Below are 19,876 nucleotides of genomic sequence, written 5' to 3'. Positions count from 1 at the left end.
CTCAGGCAAGCGCAAAGCCCGCAGCCTTGAGCAGCGCGCGGGTCTCGAACAGCGGCAGGCCGACCACGCCCGAATGGCTGCCCTGGAGCCAGGAAACCAGCCCCTCGGCAGCGCCCTGGATGGCGTAGCCGCCGGCCTTGCCGTGCCATTCACCGCTCGCGAGGTAGGCGTCGATCTCCTCGGCGGAGAGGCGCTTGAACTTGACCGCAGTCTCGCTCAGCCGTTCACGGTAGGTCCCGTCGGGAGCGCGCAGCGCGATGGCTGAAAGCACGCGGTGGCGGCGGCCCGAAAGCAGCTCGAGACAGCGACGCGCGGTCGCCTCGTCCTCGGCTTTGGGCAGGATGCGGCGCCCCGCGGCGACTACTGTGTCGCCTGCCAGCACATGGCCCTCGGTTTTCACGGCCATTGCCTTCTCGCGCGCCATGCGCTGCGCGTAGTCACGCGGCAGTTCGGTCTTGTGAGCGGTTTCGTCGATATCGGCGGGCAGCACCGCATCGGGGGCCACGCCCAGCCGCGCGAGCAATTCGAGGCGGCGCGGGCTGGCGGAGGCGAGGATAAGCCGTGGCGGGGAAGTGGGCGCGCTCATGCGGCGCGGCGCGTTATTGCGGCCCCGGACCGCCGCGACCCGGCATGAAACGGTAGGTGATCCGCGCCTTGGTAAGGTCGTAGGGGGTCAGTTCGCACAGCACCTCGTCGCCCACCAGCACGCGGATGCGGTTCTTGCGCATCTTGCCAGCGGTGTGACCGAGCACCTCATGGCCGTTTTCGAGCTCCACCCGGAACATCGCATTGGGCAGCAATTCGACCACCCTGCCGCGCATTTCGAGGAGTTCTTCCTTGGCCATGTGATTCCTTGGTTCGTGATACGGGTACGGGCACGATTGCCGCTCCGGGGCGCGCCCTTTAGCCCTGTGTCAGGCAAAAGGAAAGCCTTGGCGCTATTAGACGAACGACGAACCGGTACCGACCGGTTACATTTCGCGACAGTCTGGGTGGTTGTATCGAAGAGCATCCTGCCGCATTGCCCCCTCAGCGGGGGCGGCCAGTTACGGATTTTCGAAAGGTACACCCCTTGCGTCTCGCATCGACGGTTTCTCTTCTGGCGCTCGCCGGCGCCCTGCCTTTGTCCGCGCCTCTTTCGGCGCAGGACATGCCCCAGGCACCCGACATCGAGGTCGATACCAGCGATCCGCAGGCCGATGCGCCGATGCTCGACAATGAAATCGTGGTCACCGGCACCCGCCAGCGCGGTGCGCTCGATGTCGAACAGCCGCCGGTGCTCGAACTCGACGCTGAGGATATCGCCGCGCTCGGCGCCGGCTCGATCGACGATCTGCTCCAGGCGATCGAACCCGCCACCGGCAGCGCGCGCGGTCGTGGCGGCGGCGGGCGGCCGATTTTCCTCGTCAACGGGGTGCGGATCGGTTCTTTTCGCGAATTCCGCTCCTACCCACCCGAGGCGATAGAGAAGGTCGAGGTCTTTCCCGAGGAAGTGGCGCAGCGCTTCGGCTATTCGCCCGACCGCCGCGTGGTCAATTTCATCCTCAAGAACAATTTCACCAGCCGCGAGATCGAGCTCGAATACGGCCAGCCCGGGATCGGCGGCTATTCGCAGAGCGAGCAGGAATTTTCGCTCCTGACGATCAACGACGGGGCACGGATCAATTTTAACCTCGAGTTCGAGGACACCAGCCTGCTGACTGAGGTCGAGCGCGATCTGACGCTGGTCGCCGGTTCGCAGGGTGATGGCGCCGGGGATCCCGATCCGCGCCAGTTCCGCAGCCTGATCGCCGACAGCGCCGGGGTCGAGGCAAGCGCCAATTACGCCAAGGCTTTCATCGACAGCGGTTCCTCGGTCAGCCTCAATCTGACCGGCGCCTACAACGAGCGCCGCAGCCTCTCAGGGCTCGACAGCGTGCTGGTGACCGATCCTGCGGGCAACAGCGCCTTCCGCACCTTCGGCGCGGGCGATCCGCTCGAGCGCAATGTCGTCAGCAATTCCATCGCCAGCTCGGGCAGCTACAACCGGCCGCTGGGCGAGGGCTGGAATCTCACCGCGACCTTCGACGCCAGCCGCGCCAACAGCCGCACGCGGATCGACCGCCGCGCCGACACCGCCGCCATCGAGGCGCAGGCGCTCGCCGGCACGCTCGCGATTGACGGTCCGCTCCCTGCGCCCGCCGATGCGGGGGTCGACACCGCGCGCTCCACGCTGTGGGGTGCGAGCACGCTGGCGACAGTCACCGGTTCGCCGCTCTATCTCCCCGCAGGCGAGGTCGCGACTACCTTCGATGTCGGCTACAACTGGAACCGCATTTCCAGTACCGACACGCGCAGCGCGCAGGACAGCCGGCTGACTCGCGGCGATCTCTCCGCCGGGGTCAATGTCGTGGTGCCGCTAACCAGCCGCCGCGAAGGCTTCGCCGATGCGGTTGGTTCGATCTCGCTCGCCGGCCAGGCGGGTATCAACGAACTCTCCGATTTCGGCACGCTGACCGACTGGAGCCTGGGGGTGAACTGGTCGCCCTTCGACAGGCTCACCCTCTCCGCCACGCGGATCTGGCGCGAGGTTGCCCCGGGGCTCAACGCGCTGGGCGATCCGCAGGTGGTCGATTTCAACGTACCGGTGTTCGACTTCGTCACCGGCGAGAGCGTGCTGGCGACGGTCGTCACCGGCGGGAATCCCGCGCTGGTGGCCGAGACACAGGCCGACTGGAAGTTCTCCGCCAATTGGGAACTGCCCTTCATCGACAACACGCGGCTCCAGCTCGACTACGCGGTCAACCGCTCGAGCGATGTCACCGCCGGCGCGCCGGGCCTGAGCCCGGCTTTCGAGGCCGCTTTCCCCGACCGGGTGACGCGCGATGGCGCGGGCCAGCTGATCGAGCTCGACCGCCGTCCGATCACGCTGTTCGAGACCCGCAGCAAGGTGCTGTCCATCGGGATCAACACTAGCGGCCGTCTCGGCGCAGAACCCGAAGCACCCGAGGCTCCGCCCCCCGGGGCGGCGAACCGCGGCGGTGGTCGCGGCGGACCGGGCGGCGGCGCCACGGTCTCGATGGGCCCCGAAGGGATGGAAGCGATGCGGACCCGCTTCTGCGCTACGCCGGAGGGCGAGACCCCCGATCTCTCCGGCCTGCCCGAGGCGCTGCTCGCGCGGCTGCGCGGGCCCGATGGCACCATTCCTCCCGAACGAATCGCCCAGCTGCGCGAGCGCTTCTGCGGCGCGGATGCCGAGCGCGGCGGCGAGCGGATGGAAGCGATGCGTACCGCAGTCTGCGCCGATCCACCCAATCTCGAAGGCCTGCCCGAGCCAATGCTCGCACGGCTTCGCAACGAGGCGGGCGAGATCGATCCCGAGCGGCTGGCGCAATTGCGCGAGCGGCTGTGCAGCACGAACGCGGCGGCGGGCGAGGGCGGCAATGCTGCTCAGCCCGCGCGTGGCGGCGGCGGTGGACGGCGCGGCGGACGCGGCGGCGGCATTCCCGGCATGGGCGGCGACGACCCGGACACCCGCCCACGCTATTTCCTCAGCCTGACGCACAATTTCGCGCTCGAGAACGAGGTCGTTGTCGCGGCCAACGGCCCGGTGCTCGACCAGCGCGACGGCTTCGTGCTCGGCGGTGGCGGCGTGCCGGTCTACAGTGCGCGGCTCGAGGGTGGGCTGTTCTGGCAGGGCTACGGGATGCGCGTGTCGGGCAGCTATGTCGGCCCCAGCGAACTGCGCGGCGGCGACCTGCCTGGCAGCAACGATCTGTTCTTCGGCGACCTGGCCACCTTCGACCTGCGGCTGTTCGCCGATCTGGGCGAGGTGACCGACGCGGAATCGGGGCTGCTCAAGGGCCTGCGGGTCTCGCTGCGCGCGGACAACATCTTCGACACTCGCCGCGAGGTGGTGGATGCCAATGGCATAACCCCGCTCGCCTACGAACCGCTGCGGATCGACCCGACGGGTCGCTATCTCGGCATCGATATACGCAAGCTGTTCTAGCGAGAGGCGGCTCTTTTCCCTTCACGGGCGCGCTATATTATTTGGGATGGCTGGCTAAGGCGCAGGATCGAAGCGCGCGCTGCGGAGACGCAAGAGAAGCACCGAGCAAATCTCGTTTGCCACTCGATGTGATCCGTACGCCAGTTTACGTCTCGCCCGCCCCGAGCGTCTCATGGGTCGCGCGCATATGCGCGACCGAGCGCGTCACCAGTTCCTCGAGCACCGCGCCATCCACATCGGCGAGGCGCTTGATATAGAGGCAGGACTTGCCGGTCTTGTGCTTTCCCAGCCGGTCCATCAATCCCTGATACTGCGGAAACCCGGACATGATGTAGAGCGTCAGCGAAGCGGCGCGCGAGGCGAAGCCGGTGATGAACCACTCCCCCTCGCGCCCGCTGTCGTAGCGATAGCGGTAGGTGCCGAAACCGACCATGTTGCCGCGCCAAACCTGCGGGATCTCGCCGCTCGCGCGCGCCAACATCGTGCAGACTTCCTCAGCATCGGCGCGCCGCTGCGGGTCCGCAATCGCGGCGATCAACGTCTCGACATCGTCACCGGTCGGCTTGGTCTTGTTCTCGCTCATCGCGCGTGTCTCCCCGCGTGGAGCCTAGAACCGCAGGCCGACGCCGGCAACGACCTGATCGGTGCTCGCATCGCCGAAGGTGCCGTCATTGACATCCTTGTAGCTGGAACGGCGGTATTCGAGCCGCGCCTCGAGCGGACCGGGCAGCTGCACCTGCACGCCGCCGCCGAAGCGCACACCGTCGGCATTACCATCGAGCTCGGAGAGCGTACCCGCGCTGGTTAAGGCGCTGGTGTCGAGCGAGGTGTAGCCAAGTTTGCCATAGGCCGCGATCCCCGGGGTCAGCGCAAAACCGGCGCGGGCGCCGACGTAATATTGCCCGCCGGCCTCGAGCCCGTTACGCGCGCCGCCGAAGCTGGCGGGAAATTCGGTCGAGCCGCCGCTCTTCGAATACTCGCCCTCCACCCCGACGAAGGCGCTGCCGAGGCTGAGGTCGTAACCGGCGTTGATGCCATAGACCGCGGCATCGGCGCTGGCGCTGGCCGAACCGTCGGAGGCCTCGACATCGACGCCCTCATAGCCGGCGAGCGCGCCGACGTAGAGCCCGCCCGGCGCCGCAGCCTGCGCGAATGCTGGCGTGGCGACGAGGCCGGCGGTGAGGATGGCGGCAGTGAAAATGGTTTTCATGAAGTGGGTTCCTTTGTGCGCGGATCGCTGGATTGGCGCCCTCTCGCGCATGGCGGATTGCACGCAGGTGAACCGCGGGATGGCGCAGGAAAGAGGTGCGGAGAGCTGGCCGTCGGTCCCACCTACGGATTTCAACCGCTTGGGCCGGAGGCGACCAGTCTGCTTCGAGGCCAGAGCACGCAAGGCAGTCGATCGATTTCTCCGACCATCCCGCAAAAATATGCAGCTGTTTTACCTCACAAAACCTCTCCACCACAGAAGGTTGGTCGCGCGCAACCATCGCGTGGTGCGCAGATCAAGCGAATATTCGCACTAGTAAAAATGCATAAAATCCCATGAATTAACCTACCTAATATCTTGCTTTAGCCCAACTGTTTGGGAGCTCATTCGAGATTTATGCGCTTCAAGGCATCAAGATAAAACGTCGTGACTTGAAATAGTCTGATCAGGAACCGCCTCATCATGCCTATCGAGCAAATTTTTAGAGCTTTTGCTTGTGAGCGAGATGCGCCCAATGCCGCCAATACGGACAAGGATTGGCGGGCCCGTCTAGACGACATTCCGCAGATGATCTGGTCAACGAATCCTAACGGAACAGGAAATTTCCAAAACAGGCGTTGGTTTGAATTTACAGGCACTTCGCGTGCGAAACCGGAGCAGTGGATCTCATTGGTTCACCCTCAGGATAGGGACGAGGTTGCGGCCCAGTGGGGCCAGTGCATGCATCGCTTGGCTACTTACAATGGACGCTTCCGCATTCGTCACCATGGCGGGGGTTATCGGTGGGTCAGCGCGATTGGCGAGTTGCAGAAGGATGACAGCGGCACCCCGTTGGGTTGGATTGGAACCTGCACGGACATCGACGAACGCATCGAAGCGCAAAACGACCTCAAAATAAACCAAGCCTTAGGCAGGGGTGTCATCGGAGCCACTCAAGATTGTATCGGCGTGCTGGACACGACCGGCACCATACTATTCATGAACAAAGCTTTTCGGAACCATACGGCCTCGAAGGACAGAACCTTGGCAATAGGAGATGCCTGGGGGAGCGAGTATCCGGCAGAAATACGCATCGCGACCGAGCTTGCGATCGAAACCGCAGCAATCGGGAGGCTCAACAGTCTTGCGTTCCGGTTCGATTCTGCTGACGGGAATTTGCGCTGGTGGGACGTCAGGGTGAGGCCGATACGCGACGGTGCCGGCCAGGTTTCCGAGCTTGCGGTCATCGCGCGGGATATCACGCAGCAAAAACAGTCAGAGGCGGATTTGCGGTGGGCTGCCACCCACGACACGCTGACCAAACTGGCTTCCCGTTTGCAGTTTCGGGAAACAATTGCGATGGCGATTGCCGATGGCGAGCCCTTCTGTTTGCTCATTTTGGATATCGATAACTTCAAGCAAATCAACGATGAGTTCGGCCACGATGCGGGCGATGCCTTGCTGGTCCAAGTGGGTAAGCACTTGAAGGGCTCGATCGGAGAGAATGATTTTGTCGCGAGAATTGGCGGTGACGAATTCGTGGTGATTTTTCGCGATTTGACGTGCCGCAAAGATACCCATGCCCGCGCTCAACGGATCGCCAGAAATTTGAGGGCACCCTGGCTTCACAATGACCAGATAATCGATTTCCGCGCCAGCATAGGTGTGAGCTCTTTTCCGAAGCACGGAGAAACCAAGGCGGCGATCATGAAAAGCGCCGATATCGCCATGCATGTTTCAAAGGCCGGCGATCGCGGCCAGGTGACCTTTTTCGGCTCTCCCATGCTCCAAGCGATAGAGCATCGCGAGGCGATGCTCTCGCTTGCGCGTTTGGCGCTGGAAGAAGATCTTATCTTCCCCTCCTACCAGCCGATAGTCGATTTACGATCTGGCAGATTGGTCGGGTTTGAGGCGTTGCTGCGCTGGCGCCACAAAGCCCGGCGCGTGCAGCAGCCCCGCACGATCGAAGCGGCGTTCGCAGATGCCGATCTCGCTACCCGCATTAGCGACCGCATGATCACGTGCGCAATGGCTGACATACGGCTTTGGCTCGACAAAAAAATCGACTTTGGATACGTGACGATCAACACGGCTTCATCTGAATTTATGAATAATAATTTTGCCGAGCAATTGCTCGATAAGTTAGCGTATGCGAACATTCCAGCAAGCTGCATCCAGGTCGAAGTGACCGAGACGGTTTTTTTAGGCCGCGGCGCTGAATGCGTCGAGCGCGCACTGAAATTACTCAGCGAAAATGGGGTCAAGGTCGCTCTTGATGATTTTGGAACCGGCTATGCGTCGTTGTCGCACTTGCGACAATTTCCGGTCGATGCGATCAAAATCGACCGGTCCTTCGTGCAAGGTTTGCCCGAGGACAATGAAAGCGTCTCGATCGTCGAAGCGGTGATCTGCTTGGGACACAGTCTGAACATCCGCGTGGTGGCAGAGGGCATTGAAACCTTCGCACAGGAAAGAATGTTGATCGGACTAGGCTGTCCGTTCGGGCAGGGATTCCTCTACGCCAAAGCGATGCCAGCCTCACTCGTATCATCCTTTGTCAGCTCATTTTCTCAAGGCAGGCCGTCGAAGGTCGCTCATAGCCTGAATGCTTTGGTATGTTGATAAGCTCACCGCCATCTGGTCGCTGGCGATCCAAGATAGCTGACCGGAAGATTTCCACCTGCGAATGAACGTGATCGGCAAACGCGGCTCTCGCCAAAAGCCGACCTTGGCAAAAGCGCCGCGGTTGCTCCGGGCGGTGCAACCATGTTCGGCGCAGTCGCTTTCCAATAGAACAACCCCCAGCCTGTGAACGCCACGCGTTTGCGCCAGTGACGCGCCGCTGACGATTGGCTAGAAGCGGACGTAATGCTGACCCGGCTTTCCATCCGCAACATCGTGCTCATCGAGGCGCTCGAGCTGGAGTTCGGGCGCGGGCTGGGCGTCCTCACGGGTGAAACCGGGGCGGGCAAGTCGATCCTGCTCGATGCGCTGGGGCTGGTGCTGGGCAACCGCGCCGAGAGCGCGCTGGTTCGCGCCGGGGCGGACAAGGCCGCGGTGACGGCAACTTTTGAATTTGCCGCGCTGCCCGCGCCCGTGGCAGAGGCGCTGGACGACGCCGGGCTGGAGCTCGAACCGGGCGAACCGCTGCTGATCCGCCGCCAATTGAAGGCCGATGGCGGCAGCAAGGCCTGGATCAACGACCAGCCCGCAGGCGTCGCGCTGCTGCGCGAACTGGCGCCGCATCTGGTCGAACTGCACGGCCAGCACGACGACCGCGGGCTGGTCAATCCGCGCGGCCACCGGCTGCTGCTCGATCGCTACGCCGGGGCGGATGCCGCCGCGCTGGCCGCGAGCTGGGCCGCCTGGCGCGGCGCGCAGCAGGGCCTCGACGAGGCGCGCGAACGGCTCGAGCAGGCCAAGACCGACCAGGACCTGCTGCTCGCGCACCTCTCCGAACTCACCGCGCTCGAACCGCAGGCGGGCGAGGAAGCGCGGCTCGCCGAAACCCGCGCGACGATGCAGAAGGGCGAGAAGCTCTCGGGCGATCTCGAGGAATTGCGCCACATCTGGGAAGGCTCGGATTCGCCGCTCGCATCGTTGCGCGTGGCGGCGCGGCGGCTCGACCGGATCGCCGAGGAACACCCGCTGCTGGCCGAGGCGCTCGCCGCGCTCGACCGCGCGGTAATCGAGGCGGGCGAGGCCGAGGAACGGCTGCAGCGCGCCGGCGAGGCGCTCGACCACGACCCCGCCGCGCTCGATGCCGCCGAGACCCGGTTGTTCGAACTTCGCGCAATCGCGCGCAAGCATCGCTGCGAGGTGGACGAGCTCCCCGACACGATGCGCGAATTGCGCACCGCGCTCGATGCGATCGAAGGCGGGGAGGCCGAACTCGACGCGCTCGAGGATGCCGCGCGCCGCACCCGCGAGCGCTACGAGACCCAGGCGCGCGCGCTTCATGATCTGCGTGTCGAGGCGGCGGGGCGGCTCGATGCCGCGGTCGCGGGCGAGCTTGCCCCGCTCAAGCTCGATTCCGCCAGCCTGCGCACCTCGGTGATCGAACTGCCCGAGGAACGCTGGGGCGCGCACGGCATGAATGCGGTGGAGTTCCTGATTTCGACCAACCCCGGCGCCGAACACGCGCCGCTGGGCAAGATCGCGAGCGGCGGCGAATTGTCGCGCTTCATCCTCGCGCTGAAAGTGGCGCTGGCCGAGCAGGGCGGGGCGGCGACGGTGATCTTTGACGAGATCGACCGCGGGGTCGGCGGTGCGGTCGCCAGCGCGATCGGCGAGCGATTGGCGCGGCTGGCGGGCGGCGGGCAATTGCTCGCGGTCACCCACAGCCCGCAGGTCGCCGCGCGCGGCACCACGCATTACATGATCGCCAAGAGCTCCGATGGCACCGTCACCCGCACCAGCGTCGCCCGTCTCGACGAGGCCGGCCGCCAGGAGGAGATCGCGCGGATGCTCAGCGGCGCGGAAGTGACCCCAGAGGCGAGGGCGCAGGCGGATCGTCTCCTGGAGGGGGTGTGATGTTACCTAAGACCGCGTCGACGGGATCGCTCAAGCTTGACGTCGCTCAATTCACTTTTGTGCTCGGTCTACTTGCGATGAATATATTGGGGATATTGGGACTCGCGGTGCTGTTTCTAATGATCATCGACGATCCCGTACGAGCACCGTTTTTTACGTTGTGGTGGATTTTTGCCGTTTACCTCGGCGTGAAGAACTACCTGCTATTGAGAAATTGGTTTCTCGACCGTGTACGTACGCGTTCGCTCACGCGATATGGTAGCCACTCAGCGCTGATTTTACTGCCTTGTCTATTCATCCCTGAGGTCATGCAGTGGCTGATATGACGGAAGCAGAAGCCGCCAATGAGCTCATGCGGCTGGCGCGCGCCATCGCTCGGCACGACCGGCTGTATCATGCCGAGGATGCGCCCGAGGTTACCGACCAGGAATACGACGCGCTGGTGCGGCGCAATGCCGAATTGGAGGCGGCGTTTCCCCAGCTTGTGCGCGCCGATTCGCCCTCGCAACAGGTCGGTCATGCGGTGGCCGCTTCGCTCCTCTCCAAGGTGACGCACGAAGTGCGGATGATGAGCCTCGACAATGCGTTTGCGGGCGAGGAGGTGGGCGAATGGCTGGCGCGGGTGCGGCGGTTCCTGTCGCTGCCCGAGACCGCGCCGGTCCCGATCACCGCCGAGGACAAGATCGACGGATTGTCCTGCTCGCTGCGCTACGAGAACGGCGTGCTGGTCCGTGCGGCGACGCGGGGCGACGGGCAGGTGGGCGAGGATGTCACGGCCAATGTCGCGCATATCGGCGATATTCCGCAAACACTTAAGGGCGATGCCCCCGAGGTCTTCGAGGTTCGCGGCGAGGTCTATATGGCGCGCGCGGATTTTGCCGCGCTTAACGCGGCGCAGGAGGCGGCGGGCGCCAAGCTGTTCGCCAATCCGCGCAATGCCGCCGCGGGATCGCTACGCCAGAAGGATGCCAGCGTCACCGCGGCGCGGCCGCTCAGGTTCTGGGCGCATGGCTGGGGCGCGGCGAGCGCGGTGCCCGGCGAAACACAGCAAGCGGTGATGGAGCAGATCGCGCGGTGGGGCTTGCCGCTTTCGCCGCTCTTCGCGCGGGTCGAGAGCCTCGACGCGATGCTCGCGCATTATGCGAAAATCGGCGAGCAACGCGCTGATCTGCCCTATGAAATCGACGGGGTGGTCTACAAGGTCGACCGGCTCGACTGGCAGCAACGGCTGGGCTTCGTCGCCAAGGCACCGCGCTGGGCGCTGGCGCACAAGTTTCCAGCCGAGCGCGCCGAAACCACGCTCGAGAGCATCGATATCCAGGTCGGGCGTACCGGCAAGCTGACCCCGGTCGGGCGGCTCGCCCCGGTGCTGGTGGGCGGGGTGACGGTGACGAATGTCACGCTCCACAATCGCGACGAGATCGCGCGGCTCGGGGTGCGTCCCGGCGACCGGGTGCTGGTCCAGCGCGCGGGTGATGTGATCCCGCAGCTGGTCGAGAACCTGACCCCAGATGCCAGGCGCGACCCCTATCACTTCCCCGACCACTGCCCCGAATGCGGCAGCGAAGCGGTGGCCGAGGAGGGCGAGGTCGATGTGCGCTGCACCGGCGGGCTGATCTGCCCGGCGCAGCGCACCGAACGGCTCAAGCACTTCGTCAGCCGGGCTGCGCTCGACATCGACGGGCTGGGCGAGAAGACCATCGACCAGTTCTTCGCGCTTGGCTGGCTCGAAAGCCCCGCCGATATCTTCCGGTTGAAGACCCGCCGCGAGGAGATCCTCGCGCTCGAGGGTTGGCAGGACAAGTCTGTGGACAATCTGTTGGCAAGTATCGAGGCGAAGCGCACGCCCGATGCGGCGCGGCTGCTGTTCGGGCTGGGTATTCGCCACGTCGGCGCGGTGACCGCGCGCGATCTGATGAAAGGGCTGGGCGATCTTCGCCGCCTGCCCGAGAAGGCTGCCGAGTTCGCTGCCTATCGCGAGCAAAACCCGCGCGGCGCCGAGGAAAAGGAAAGCCCGTTCAACACCCGTATGGTCGAGGCGGTGAAGGCGATCTTCGAGGTGCGTGCGGACGGGATCGGTATCGCGGTCGGGCACGCGCTGGCGGATTTCTTCCACGAGGATCACAACCGCACGGTGTGGGACGATTTGCTCGAAGAGGTTTCGCCCCCTCGCTATGAGGTCGAAACGCAGGACAGCCCGGTCACCGGTAAGACGGTGGTCTTCACTGGCAGACTCGAAACCATGAGCCGCGACGAAGCCAAGGCGCAGGCCGAGCGGCTGGGTGCGAAGGCATCGGGCTCGGTGAGCGCCAAGACCGATCTGGTGGTCGCGGGGCCGGGTGCCGGGTCGAAACTGAAAAAAGCCGCGGAACTCGGCATCGAAGTGATCGAGGAAAGCGAATGGGCCAGGATCGTCGCGGCGGCCGGATGATGCGAGACATTGACGGCAAACCCCCGCCCCCGGGACAACCGCTCCCCGGATCGCTTCCCCTCGCGAAATCCGCCGAGGCGGGCCATTGGTGGAGCGTGTCGCCGCTGGTCCGCTTTCTCGTGCTGCTGCTGCCCGTGCTGGGGCTGGCAGTGCTGGTGGCCCTGCTGCCGCGTATACTCGAGAGAAATGAGGAAACCGAACCCGCCACGGTCATCGTGCCTGTCGCTTTGAACCCGTCCGAAACCGCGCTGGAGGAAGAGCTTGCGTCGCTGGCCTCGGGCTTCGCCGGCGAGGCGGGGCTGGCGGTGCAGGATATTGCCACGGGGCGTATCATCCATGCGCAGGGCGACGCACTCTATCCGCAGCAAAGCGTCAGCAAGTTCTGGGTTGCGCTCGCGGCCCTGAACGAGGCCGACGAAGGCCGCTTCGATCTCGCCGAACCGGTCACGCTGAGGCGCGAGGACTTGACGCTGTTCCACCAGCCGATCCGCGAGATCGTCCGTACCCGCGGGCGGTTCGACACCGATTATGGCGATCTGCTCGATCGCGCGCTCACCCGCAGCGACAACACCGCCAACGATCGCATCCTGCGCCGGATCGGTGGCCCGGAGACGGTCCAGAAGTTCATCGAGAGTTCCGATCTGGCGGGCATCCGCTTCGGTACCGACGAGCGGACCAAGCAGAGCGGCATCGCCGGCTTGCGCTGGAACCAGGCCTATTCGGTCGGCCGGGGCTTCTACGATGCGCGCGACGCCTTGCCCGATGCGGTCCGCCGGAGCAGTTTCGAGGCTTATCTCGCCGATCCGATCGATGGTGCATCGCCGATCGGGATCGCGCATGCGCTGGGCCAGCTGGCTCGCGGCGAGCTGCTGTCTTCGGTCTCGACCGAATTGATGCTGGCCACGCTCGAACAGACCCATAGCGGACCACGCCGACTCAAGGGCGGGGTGCCGCCGAACTGGACCATCGCGCACAAGACCGGGACCGGGCAGGAGTTCGGCGGCGAACAGTCGGGCTACAACGATATCGGGATCATCACCTCGCCTGCGGGGAGGGAGTATGCCGTGGTCGCCATGATCCGCCGCACCGCAGCGCCCGTGCCCGCGCGGATGGCGATGATGCAGGAACTGGTGCGCGCCGTCGTCCGCTACGACGAGGCGGCCTATCCGCCACCCGCTGGCGGCGAGCCGATCAGCGGCGCGGTGACCACCGAACCTTGACCACGAAGCCCCGGCGCGACCTTTCCGGCATTCTCAGTCGTTGGGCATCAGGTGGATTTCACGGATCGCCGATGTCTTGCGCTGCGTCAGCGCAAAGACCAGCGCATCGGCGACATCCTCGGGCTGGAGCTTTTCGGGCTTGGCTTCGTCGAAGAAGGGCGTGTCGACCATGCCGGGCGAAATCACGGTGCAGCGACCACCCCATTCGCGCATTTCCTCGGCGAGATTTCCCGCCAGTCCGTGGATGAACCACTTGGTCGCTCCATAGACCGAGCCCTTGAGATGGTCGCGGCCGGCTTTCGAGCCGGTGACGACGAAATGCCCCTCGGTCTTGCGCAGATGCGGCAGAGTGGCGTGCGCGGTCTGCAGCACGGCGAGCACGTTGAGCTCGATCATCTTGTGCCATTCATCGGGGTCGCCGTTCTCGACCCCTGCCTTGCTCACGCCCGTTCCGGCATTGGCGAATACCGCGTCGAGCCCGCCGAAGCGCGCGACCGTCTTCTCGATCGCGCCGTCTAGCGCGGCGCGATCGGTGATGTCGCATTCCAGCGCCAGAGCGGCATTGCCGATCTCGGATGCGAGCGTGTCGAGCTTGTCGCCCGAGCGTGCCAGCAACGCGACGTTCCAGCCGGCTGCTGCGGCGGCGCGGGCGCTGGCAGCTCCGATCCCGGTGGAGGCGCCGGTGATGAGAAGTGTCTTGGTCATGTCTGCCCTTTCGATTTCGCTGTCTTCAACTGAATGGGCGACGGCGGGGGCTTGTTCCGTTCAGAGCGGGACGGAGCGGTAGCTTGTCACCGGTTCGGGTTCGTCGACCCATCGCATCACGCCGCCGGCCATCGGTGTCCACACCCCGATCGTCATCCCCGCATGGGCGAGCACGTCGCCGACCCACTGGTTGCAGGTGTTGGTGAGCGTGTAGCGTCCGGCGGCGTCGTAATTGCGCGCGCCCTGTTCGTAGCTGGCATGATTACGCCGCGTGGCGCCGGGCGGCAGCGCGGGGAGCGCGGCCTCGATGCGTTCGACCAGCCGCGCGTATTCCTCGGGGCGCAAGGTCACCGGGCGATGGTGTTCGGAAGCCATCGGACGGACGTAGTGACCCACCCGCATCAGTCCTTCACCGCCGTAAAGGACGATCCGCACGACGGTCGAAAGCTTGAGATCGGCCCAGGTCGGGGTGTTGAGGAAGACCTCCTTCTCGCCCCAGCCGATCGCGATATGCGTCGGCAGCTGCCCATCGGGGCGCGGCTGTCCCGCGGAGGGGAAGGTGGTGCGCCAGTCCTTGACCGGGGTGACCACCGGCATGACGATCCCGGTGTGGACGCCATTGGTCTCGACCATGATGGTGATGCCTGTGTCCGGTTCGCTCCAGCCGGGATTGCGCGGCAGCGCGGCGCCAACCCATGCGCCCAGCAGGAACGCGGTCGCGATCAAAAGCGGAGCCAGCGCGAGCCCCGCCAGCCAAACGCGCCAGCGCTTCAGCGGATGCGGCTGTTGCGCAGCCACAGGATCGACCAGTCGCCTTTCACCAGCCGCCGCGCCAACCGCATCCCCTGACGGCGATAGGCGGCGCGGACATCGGCTTCCTGCGTCTCGAGCAAGCCCGCAAGCACCACATGGCCGCCGGGCGCGGTGGCGGCAGCGAATTCGGGCGCGAGCTCGATCAGCGGGCCGGCGAGGATATTGGCGATCAACAGATCGTAGGGCCCGCGCGAGCGCAGGACCGGATCCTCCATTCCGTCGGCGATCGCCGGGATGAGCGCGCCGGGCCCCTCGCCCAGCGGCACGCCATTGCTGCGCGCATTGGTCAGGATCACCTCGAGACAGACCGGGTCGATGTCAGAGGCGGTGGCATGGGCCATCGGCCACAGATGCATCGCGGCAAAGGCGAGCAGCCCGGTGCCGGTGCCGATATCGGCATGGTTGCGCACCACCAGCCCCTCGCGCTTCATCCGGTCGAGCATGGCGAGGCAACCCGCGGTTGTGGCGTGCTGCCCGGTGCCAAAGGCCTGGCTGGCGGGGATCGCGAGATTGATCGCGGCAGGATCGGGCGCGTGATCGGGGGTGTGGACATAAAAGCGTCCGGCGCGGATCGGCTCGACCCCCTGCTGGCTCTGCGTGACCCAGTCGGTCGGCGGGAGTTTCTCGATCCTGAAGAGCGGCGGATCGCCGTCGAACAGCGCATTGATGGCGCGCTTGTCCGCTGCGGTAGGGCGCCGCGGGAGCCAGGCCTCGAGCATCCATTCTTCTGGCTGCGGTTCTGCGATTTCATGCGCGGTGAGAACGATTTCGGGGTCCCAATCGTCATCCGCCGCCTGCCGTTCGAGTGCCTCGTGCGCGCGAAACCGCGCGACCTCGCCCGAAATTTTCCAGCTGTCTGTCATGGCTAGTTCCTCAGCCCTATTACCGAACATAGCTCGCGCCATTGGCGTCGAGCGTGGTTCCGGTCATGCTGGGGGGAGCGTCGAGCGCGCAGAATGCGATCATCGCAGCGATTTCCTCGGGCTCGGCGACGCGGCCGAGCGGTATATCGGCGAGCAGGCCGGGGCCGCCGCGGCTGTCGAGATAGTCGCCCGCCATCGCGGTATCGGTGAAGCCCGGCGCGATCGCGAAGCTCAGGATGTTTTCGCCAGCATAGGCACGCGCGATGGTCTTGTGCAGCGCCAGCATCCCGCCCTTGCTGGCGGCGTAGTGCCAATGCGCCGGGCTGTCGCCGCGATGGCCCGCGCGGCTGGCAACATGGACGATGCGACCGCCGCGCGTGTCGCCCCTGGCGGCGCGTTCCTGCCAGTGGCGCACCGCGAAGCGCGAGAGCTGCGCCGCGGCGGTGAGGTTGATCCGCATCGTGTCCTCGAAAGCGGCAAGCCAGTGCATGTCGGAAGCGTCGAGCGGGTTGGCGGCGAACTGGCCGGCGTTGTTGACCAGCACGTCGATCTCGCCCCCGGCGCGGGCGAGCGCCGCCTGCCACAATTCGTGCGGCGCGAAGGGTTCTGTAAAGTCCGCAGGCACGGTGTCTGTCGCGGTGCTGGTGGTCGCCTGGCCGACGACCTTGGCACCGCGCGCCTCGAGCGCCGATTTGGCTGCCGCGCCGATCCCGCGGCTCGATCCGGTGAGCAAGATGCAAGTCATGCAAGCGCCTATTCGCAAATTTGCGTCATTTGTCGAGGGGACGCGCCTTGTCTCGTGCGCGATGTCCGCTAAGGAGAGCCTCCAATTCCCACCGACCGGACACAAATCATGGCCGACCGCCCGCTTTCACCGCATCTGCAGATCTGGAAATGGGGCCCGCATATGCTGGTCTCGATCCTCCACCGCGTCACTGGCTCCGGCATGGCGACGGTCGGGCTGGCGGTACTGGTATGGTGGCTGGGCGCGCTCGCCGCCGGACCCGAGGCCTACGACAGCTTCGCCGGCGTGATGGGTAGCCCGATCGGGATCCTGGTGCTGATCGGGTTGACCTGGGCCTTCTTCAACCACCTGAGCTCGGGACTGCGCCATTTCGTTCTCGATATCGGCGCTGGCTACGAGATCGAGCGGAACAAGACCGGCTCCTTTGTCGTGATCGCGGCAGGCGTTCTGCTGACGCTCGCGTTCTGGGCGGTGGTGTTCCTTAAGTGAAAGATTCATCGACCATGGGCAAACACACCACATTCGAACGCTACGGCAGCAAGACCACGGCCATTGGCCGGGTCCGCGGGCTGGGCTCCGCGCATCACGGCGCGCATCACTGGCTGGTCCAGCGCCTGACCGCGATCGGCAATCTGGTGCTGATGACCTTCCTGGTGGTCAGCATGGCGCTGCTCCCGGCCTATGATTACGCCGCGATGGCAGGCTGGGTTTCGCAGCCGCTGGTTGCCACCGCGCTGGCGCTGCTGGTGATCAGCGTGTTCTGGCACGCGCGCCTCGGGCTGCAGGTCGTTATCGAGGATTACGTCCACACCTCGGGCAACAAGTTCGCCGCGCTGGCGCTGCTCAATTTCGTCGCGATCGGGGGCGGTGTATTCACGCTGGTCTGCATCGCCCGTCTCGCTTTTGCAGGAGCTGCCTGATGGCCAGCACCGATACCTTCACCATCGGCGACCGCGCCTATCCGATCATCGAGCACACCTATGACGTCGTCGTCGTGGGCGCCGGCGGTTCGGGCCTGCGCGCGACCATGGGCGCGGCCGAGGCCGGGCTCAAGACCGCCAATATCTCCAAGGTGTTCCCCACCCGGTCGCACACCGTCGCGGCGCAGGGCGGCATCGCCGCCAGCCTCGGCAACAACACCCCCGACCACTGGTCGTGGCATATGTACGACACGGTCAAAGGCTCCGACTGGCTCGGCGACCAGGACGCGATCGAATATATGGTGCGCGAAGCGCCGCAGGCGGTCTACGAGCTCGAGCACGCAGGCGTGCCCTTCAGCCGCAACCAGGACGGCACCATCTACCAGCGGCCCTTCGGCGGCCATATGCAGAACATGGGCGCCGGCCCGCCGGTGCAGCGCACCTGCGCCGCGGCAGACCGCACCGGTCACGCGATGCTGCACGCGCTCTATCAGCAGAGCCTGAAATACGCCGCGGACTTCTTCATCGAATATTTCGCGCTCGACCTGATCATGAAGGACACGCCCTCGGGCAAGATCTGCGTCGGGGTAATCGCGATGTGTCTCGACGACGGCACGATCCACCGTTTCCGTTCTCACTCGGTCGTGCTTGCGACCGGCGGCTACGGCCGCTGCTACTTCACCGCCACCAGTGCGCACACCTGTACCGGCGATGGCGGCGGCATGGTGCTGCGCGCGGGCCTCCCGCTGCAGGACATGGAGTTCGTCCAGTTCCACCCCACCGGCATTTACGGCGCGGGCGTGCTGATCACCGAAGGCGCGCGCGGCGAGGGCGGCTATCTGACCAATTCGGAGGGCGAGCGCTTCATGGAGCGCTATGCCCCCTCTGCCAAGGATCTCGCCAGCCGCGATGTCGTCAGCCGTTCGATGGCGCTGGAAATGCGCGAAGGGCGCGGTGTCGGCGCGGAGGGGGACCACATCTACCTCCATCTCGACCACATCGACCCCGCGATTCTCGCTGAGCGGCTGCCGGGGATTACCGAGAGCGGCAAGATTTTCGCCGGCGTCGATCTGACGCGTCAGCCTCTGCCCGTCACCCCGACGGTGCATTACAACATGGGCGGCATCCCCTGTAACTATCACGGCGAAGTGATGGCGGGCGATCCGGCGGACCCTGAGAAGATCGTTCCCGGCCTATTCGCGGTGGGCGAGGCGGCCTGCGTTTCGGTCCATGGCGCCAACCGCCTGGGCTCGAACTCGCTGATCGACCTCGTGGTATTCGGTCGCGCGACCGGTCACCGGTTGAACGAGTTGATCAAGGCCAATGCCAGCCATGACGAACTGCCCGCCGACAGCGCCGATCTGGCGCTGACGAGGCTCGACCATTTCCGCCATGCCAATGGCGGTTCGCCGACCGCCGAGGTGCGTGCGGAAATGCAGAAGGGCATGCAGAAGCACGCTGCCGTGTTCCGCAACACCGAGCTGCTGGCGCAGGGCGTGGAGGCGCTCGCGCAGGTCAACAAGCGGATGCAGGACATCAAGGTCACCGACCGCTCGATGATCTGGAACAGCGACCTGATCGAAACGCTCGAGCTCGACAATCTGATGGCGCAGGCCAATGTCACCATCGCCAGCGCCGCCAACCGCAAGGAAAGCCGCGGCGCGCATGCGCATGAGGATTTCCCCGATCGCGACGACGCCAACTGGATGAAGCACACCATCGCGACCTTCGACGGCTGGGGCGGCAAGGGCGGCAATGTCTCGATCGGCTATCGTCCGGTGCACGAATACACGCTGACCGACGATGTGAAATATATCGAGCCGAAGACACGGGTATACTGAGAGGCCCAGGGCCTTCCGCTTCTTTCGGAGGGACCATGCGACCTCGCCGGCGACGTCGCTTAACCTTTACCGTCAATCGTCCGCAAAGGTTTCGGGAACGTCCTGTCGGGCATGCAGGATGCGAACCACGATCATGTCCCGGTCCGTGATACGATACAGGATGCGATGCGATTCAAAGGCAGCCTTCCGATATGCGGAGGGTAGTCCTCCCATCGGACTTCCGATTTCGGGTGTTCTGGCGGCACTTTCGATCCGACTCGTGATTCCTGTAATGTAATTGTCAGCCTGGTCGACGGCCCACCGTTGCGCGGTGTACGCCCAGATACTGGCCAAGTCAGCGCGAGCAGCCGGTCTGAGAATATAATTCACGCAGCATCTTTGTCGTGGCGCTCGCGCATCTCAACCAGGAATTGGTTCAGCTCGAACGGCTCGGCCGGGCCGCTCTCTTCGCCTTCCCTGACGAGTTCGCGCAGACGTTCGATCCGCAGATCCCGCTCTTCCGCGCGGCGCAGCGCGTCGCGGATCACTTCGCTGGCCGAGCCGAATTCGCCCGATTCGACCTTGCGGCGGGTGTAGGCGGTGAGCTTTTCGCCCAGCGCGACGGAGGTGGTCTTGGTGGCCATGA

Annotated in this window: 19 protein-coding genes; 9 read left to right on the top strand and 10 right to left on the bottom strand. The window is 65.0% G+C overall.

Translation table 11 applies throughout. From position 1 onward, the window contains the following. Position 1: 1 nt before the first annotated feature. Positions 2-586, bottom strand: coding sequence for a Maf family protein (locus ACWIKC_RS07930; RefSeq protein ID WP_454596973.1), 585 nt, complete (start codon positions 584-586; stop codon positions 2-4). 13 nt (positions 587-599) lie between these two features. Next, positions 600-845, bottom strand: coding sequence for a translation initiation factor IF-1 (gene infA, locus ACWIKC_RS07925; protein ID WP_007163491.1), 246 nt, complete (start codon positions 843-845; stop codon positions 600-602). A 305-nt stretch (positions 846-1,150) separates the two neighbouring features. Here infA and ACWIKC_RS07920 point away from each other — a divergent pair, with 305 nt between their 5' ends. Then, positions 1,151-3,991 carry a hypothetical protein gene (locus ACWIKC_RS07920; RefSeq protein ID WP_454596972.1) on the top strand — a complete coding sequence of 947 codons (2,841 nt, stop codon included), beginning with the start codon at positions 1,151-1,153 and terminating at the stop codon, positions 3,989-3,991. 145 nt (positions 3,992-4,136) lie between these two features. Here the strand turns inward: ACWIKC_RS07920 and ACWIKC_RS07915 are convergent, their stop codons facing one another. Both ACWIKC_RS07915 and ACWIKC_RS07910 read right to left on the bottom strand, forming a co-directional pair. Continuing rightward, positions 4,137-4,574, bottom strand: a complete 438-nt coding sequence (locus ACWIKC_RS07915; RefSeq protein WP_454596971.1) for a DUF1801 domain-containing protein — start codon at positions 4,572-4,574, stop codon at positions 4,137-4,139. A 24-nt stretch (positions 4,575-4,598) separates the two neighbouring features. Further along, positions 4,599-5,201 (bottom strand): outer membrane protein, encoded by a 603-nt coding sequence (locus tag ACWIKC_RS07910; RefSeq protein ID WP_454596970.1) that lies wholly within the window; start codon positions 5,199-5,201, stop codon positions 4,599-4,601. 462 nt (positions 5,202-5,663) lie between these two features. Here ACWIKC_RS07910 and ACWIKC_RS07905 point away from each other — a divergent pair, with 462 nt between their 5' ends. From ACWIKC_RS07905 to ACWIKC_RS07885, 5 genes are all read left to right on the top strand, one after another. Continuing rightward, a complete protein-coding gene (locus ACWIKC_RS07905; RefSeq protein ID WP_454596969.1) occupies positions 5,664-7,802 on the top strand; it encodes a sensor domain-containing protein in 2,139 nt (712 codons plus the stop codon). Between the two features lie 246 nt (positions 7,803-8,048). Then, the gene (gene recN / locus ACWIKC_RS07900) at positions 8,049-9,713 is read left to right on the top strand and encodes a DNA repair protein RecN (RefSeq protein WP_454596968.1); all 1,665 of its coding nucleotides are present in this window, start codon (positions 8,049-8,051) and stop codon (positions 9,711-9,713) included. Next, complete coding sequence (locus tag ACWIKC_RS07895) at positions 9,713-10,039, top strand: hypothetical protein (RefSeq protein ID WP_454596967.1); 327 nt, start codon at positions 9,713-9,715, stop codon at positions 10,037-10,039. Before recN ends, ACWIKC_RS07895 begins: the two co-directional genes overlap by 1 nt. Continuing rightward, positions 10,036-12,144: an NAD-dependent DNA ligase LigA gene (gene ligA, locus ACWIKC_RS07890; protein ID WP_454596966.1), complete on the top strand. Its 2,109-nt coding sequence runs from the start codon at positions 10,036-10,038 to the stop codon at positions 12,142-12,144. Before ACWIKC_RS07895 ends, ligA begins: the two co-directional genes overlap by 4 nt. Next, complete coding sequence (locus ACWIKC_RS07885; RefSeq protein WP_454596965.1) at positions 12,114-13,364, top strand: serine hydrolase; 1,251 nt, start codon at positions 12,114-12,116, stop codon at positions 13,362-13,364. Before ligA ends, ACWIKC_RS07885 begins: the two co-directional genes overlap by 31 nt. Positions 13,365-13,397: 33 nt before the next feature. Here the strand turns inward: ACWIKC_RS07885 and ACWIKC_RS07880 are convergent, their stop codons facing one another. Genes ACWIKC_RS07880 through ACWIKC_RS07865 form a run of 4 tightly spaced genes read right to left on the bottom strand, consistent with a single transcriptional unit; the run spans position 13,398 to position 16,490 of the window. Further along, entirely contained in the window at positions 13,398-14,069 is a 672-nt protein-coding gene (locus ACWIKC_RS07880) for an SDR family oxidoreductase (RefSeq protein ID WP_454596964.1), read from the bottom strand. A gap of 60 nt (positions 14,070-14,129) precedes the next feature. Next, complete coding sequence (locus ACWIKC_RS07875; RefSeq protein ID WP_454596963.1) at positions 14,130-14,867, bottom strand: DUF2459 domain-containing protein; 738 nt, start codon at positions 14,865-14,867, stop codon at positions 14,130-14,132. Next, on the bottom strand, positions 14,840-15,745 hold the full coding sequence (locus ACWIKC_RS07870; protein ID WP_454596962.1) for a 50S ribosomal protein L11 methyltransferase: 906 nt from the start codon (positions 15,743-15,745) through the stop codon (positions 14,840-14,842). Before ACWIKC_RS07870 ends, ACWIKC_RS07875 begins: the two co-directional genes overlap by 28 nt. Before the next feature lie 19 nt (positions 15,746-15,764). Further along, positions 15,765-16,490, bottom strand: a complete 726-nt coding sequence (locus ACWIKC_RS07865) for an SDR family NAD(P)-dependent oxidoreductase (RefSeq protein WP_454596961.1) — start codon at positions 16,488-16,490, stop codon at positions 15,765-15,767. A 108-nt stretch (positions 16,491-16,598) separates the two neighbouring features. On the opposite strand from ACWIKC_RS07865, the gene sdhC reads away from it, so the two are divergent. The 3 genes from sdhC to sdhA are packed head-to-tail and all read left to right on the top strand — an operon-like array spanning position 16,599 to position 19,251. Beyond that, on the top strand, positions 16,599-16,979 hold the full coding sequence (gene sdhC, locus ACWIKC_RS07860; RefSeq protein WP_454596960.1) for a succinate dehydrogenase, cytochrome b556 subunit: 381 nt from the start codon (positions 16,599-16,601) through the stop codon (positions 16,977-16,979). A 14-nt stretch (positions 16,980-16,993) separates the two neighbouring features. Then, a complete protein-coding gene (gene sdhD / locus ACWIKC_RS07855) occupies positions 16,994-17,410 on the top strand; it encodes a succinate dehydrogenase, hydrophobic membrane anchor protein (RefSeq protein ID WP_454596959.1) in 417 nt (138 codons plus the stop codon). Continuing rightward, positions 17,410-19,251 carry a succinate dehydrogenase flavoprotein subunit gene (gene sdhA / locus ACWIKC_RS07850; RefSeq protein WP_454596958.1) on the top strand — a complete coding sequence of 614 codons (1,842 nt, stop codon included), beginning with the start codon at positions 17,410-17,412 and terminating at the stop codon, positions 19,249-19,251. The genes sdhD and sdhA overlap by 1 nt, the downstream gene beginning before the upstream one ends. A gap of 72 nt (positions 19,252-19,323) precedes the next feature. Here the strand turns inward: sdhA and ACWIKC_RS07845 are convergent, their stop codons facing one another. Further along, positions 19,324-19,620, bottom strand: a complete 297-nt coding sequence (locus ACWIKC_RS07845; protein WP_454596957.1) for a type II toxin-antitoxin system RelE/ParE family toxin — start codon at positions 19,618-19,620, stop codon at positions 19,324-19,326. After that, on the bottom strand, positions 19,617-19,874 hold the full coding sequence (locus ACWIKC_RS07840; RefSeq protein ID WP_454596956.1) for a type II toxin-antitoxin system ParD family antitoxin: 258 nt from the start codon (positions 19,872-19,874) through the stop codon (positions 19,617-19,619). Before ACWIKC_RS07840 ends, ACWIKC_RS07845 begins: the two co-directional genes overlap by 4 nt. Between the last annotated feature and the right edge of the window lie 2 nt (positions 19,875-19,876).

The organism is Qipengyuania sp. SM2507, assembly GCF_053714505.1.
This window is presented reverse-complemented; position numbering and strand designations above follow the sequence as displayed.

Bases quoted from the DNA above. Each gene is read 5' to 3' on its own strand.
- ACWIKC_RS07870 (WP_454596962.1), bottom strand. From the start codon at position 15,745: ATGACAGACAGCTGGAAAATTTCGGGCGAGGTCGCGCGGTTTCGCGCG.
- infA (WP_007163491.1), bottom strand. From the start codon at position 845: ATGGCCAAGGAAGAACTCCTCGAAATGCGCGGCAGGGTGGTCGAATTG.
- ACWIKC_RS07930 (WP_454596973.1), bottom strand. From the start codon at position 586: ATGAGCGCGCCCACTTCCCCGCCACGGCTTATCCTCGCCTCCGCCAGC.
- ACWIKC_RS07885 (WP_454596965.1), top strand. From the start codon at position 12,114: ATGGGCCAGGATCGTCGCGGCGGCCGGATGATGCGAGACATTGACGGC.
- ligA (WP_454596966.1), top strand. From the start codon at position 10,036: ATGACGGAAGCAGAAGCCGCCAATGAGCTCATGCGGCTGGCGCGCGCC.
- ACWIKC_RS07840 (WP_454596956.1), bottom strand. From the start codon at position 19,874: ATGGCCACCAAGACCACCTCCGTCGCGCTGGGCGAAAAGCTCACCGCC.
- ACWIKC_RS07915 (WP_454596971.1), bottom strand. From the start codon at position 4,574: ATGAGCGAGAACAAGACCAAGCCGACCGGTGACGATGTCGAGACGTTG.
- recN (WP_454596968.1), top strand. From the start codon at position 8,049: ATGCTGACCCGGCTTTCCATCCGCAACATCGTGCTCATCGAGGCGCTC.
- ACWIKC_RS07865 (WP_454596961.1), bottom strand. From the start codon at position 16,490: ATGACTTGCATCTTGCTCACCGGATCGAGCCGCGGGATCGGCGCGGCA.
- ACWIKC_RS07910 (WP_454596970.1), bottom strand. From the start codon at position 5,201: ATGAAAACCATTTTCACTGCCGCCATCCTCACCGCCGGCCTCGTCGCC.
- sdhD (WP_454596959.1), top strand. From the start codon at position 16,994: ATGGGCAAACACACCACATTCGAACGCTACGGCAGCAAGACCACGGCC.
- sdhA (WP_454596958.1), top strand. From the start codon at position 17,410: ATGGCCAGCACCGATACCTTCACCATCGGCGACCGCGCCTATCCGATC.
- ACWIKC_RS07920 (WP_454596972.1), top strand. From the start codon at position 1,151: ATGCCCCAGGCACCCGACATCGAGGTCGATACCAGCGATCCGCAGGCC.
- ACWIKC_RS07895 (WP_454596967.1), top strand. From the start codon at position 9,713: ATGTTACCTAAGACCGCGTCGACGGGATCGCTCAAGCTTGACGTCGCT.
- ACWIKC_RS07905 (WP_454596969.1), top strand. From the start codon at position 5,664: ATGCCTATCGAGCAAATTTTTAGAGCTTTTGCTTGTGAGCGAGATGCG.
- ACWIKC_RS07880 (WP_454596964.1), bottom strand. From the start codon at position 14,069: ATGACCAAGACACTTCTCATCACCGGCGCCTCCACCGGGATCGGAGCT.
- sdhC (WP_454596960.1), top strand. From the start codon at position 16,599: ATGGCCGACCGCCCGCTTTCACCGCATCTGCAGATCTGGAAATGGGGC.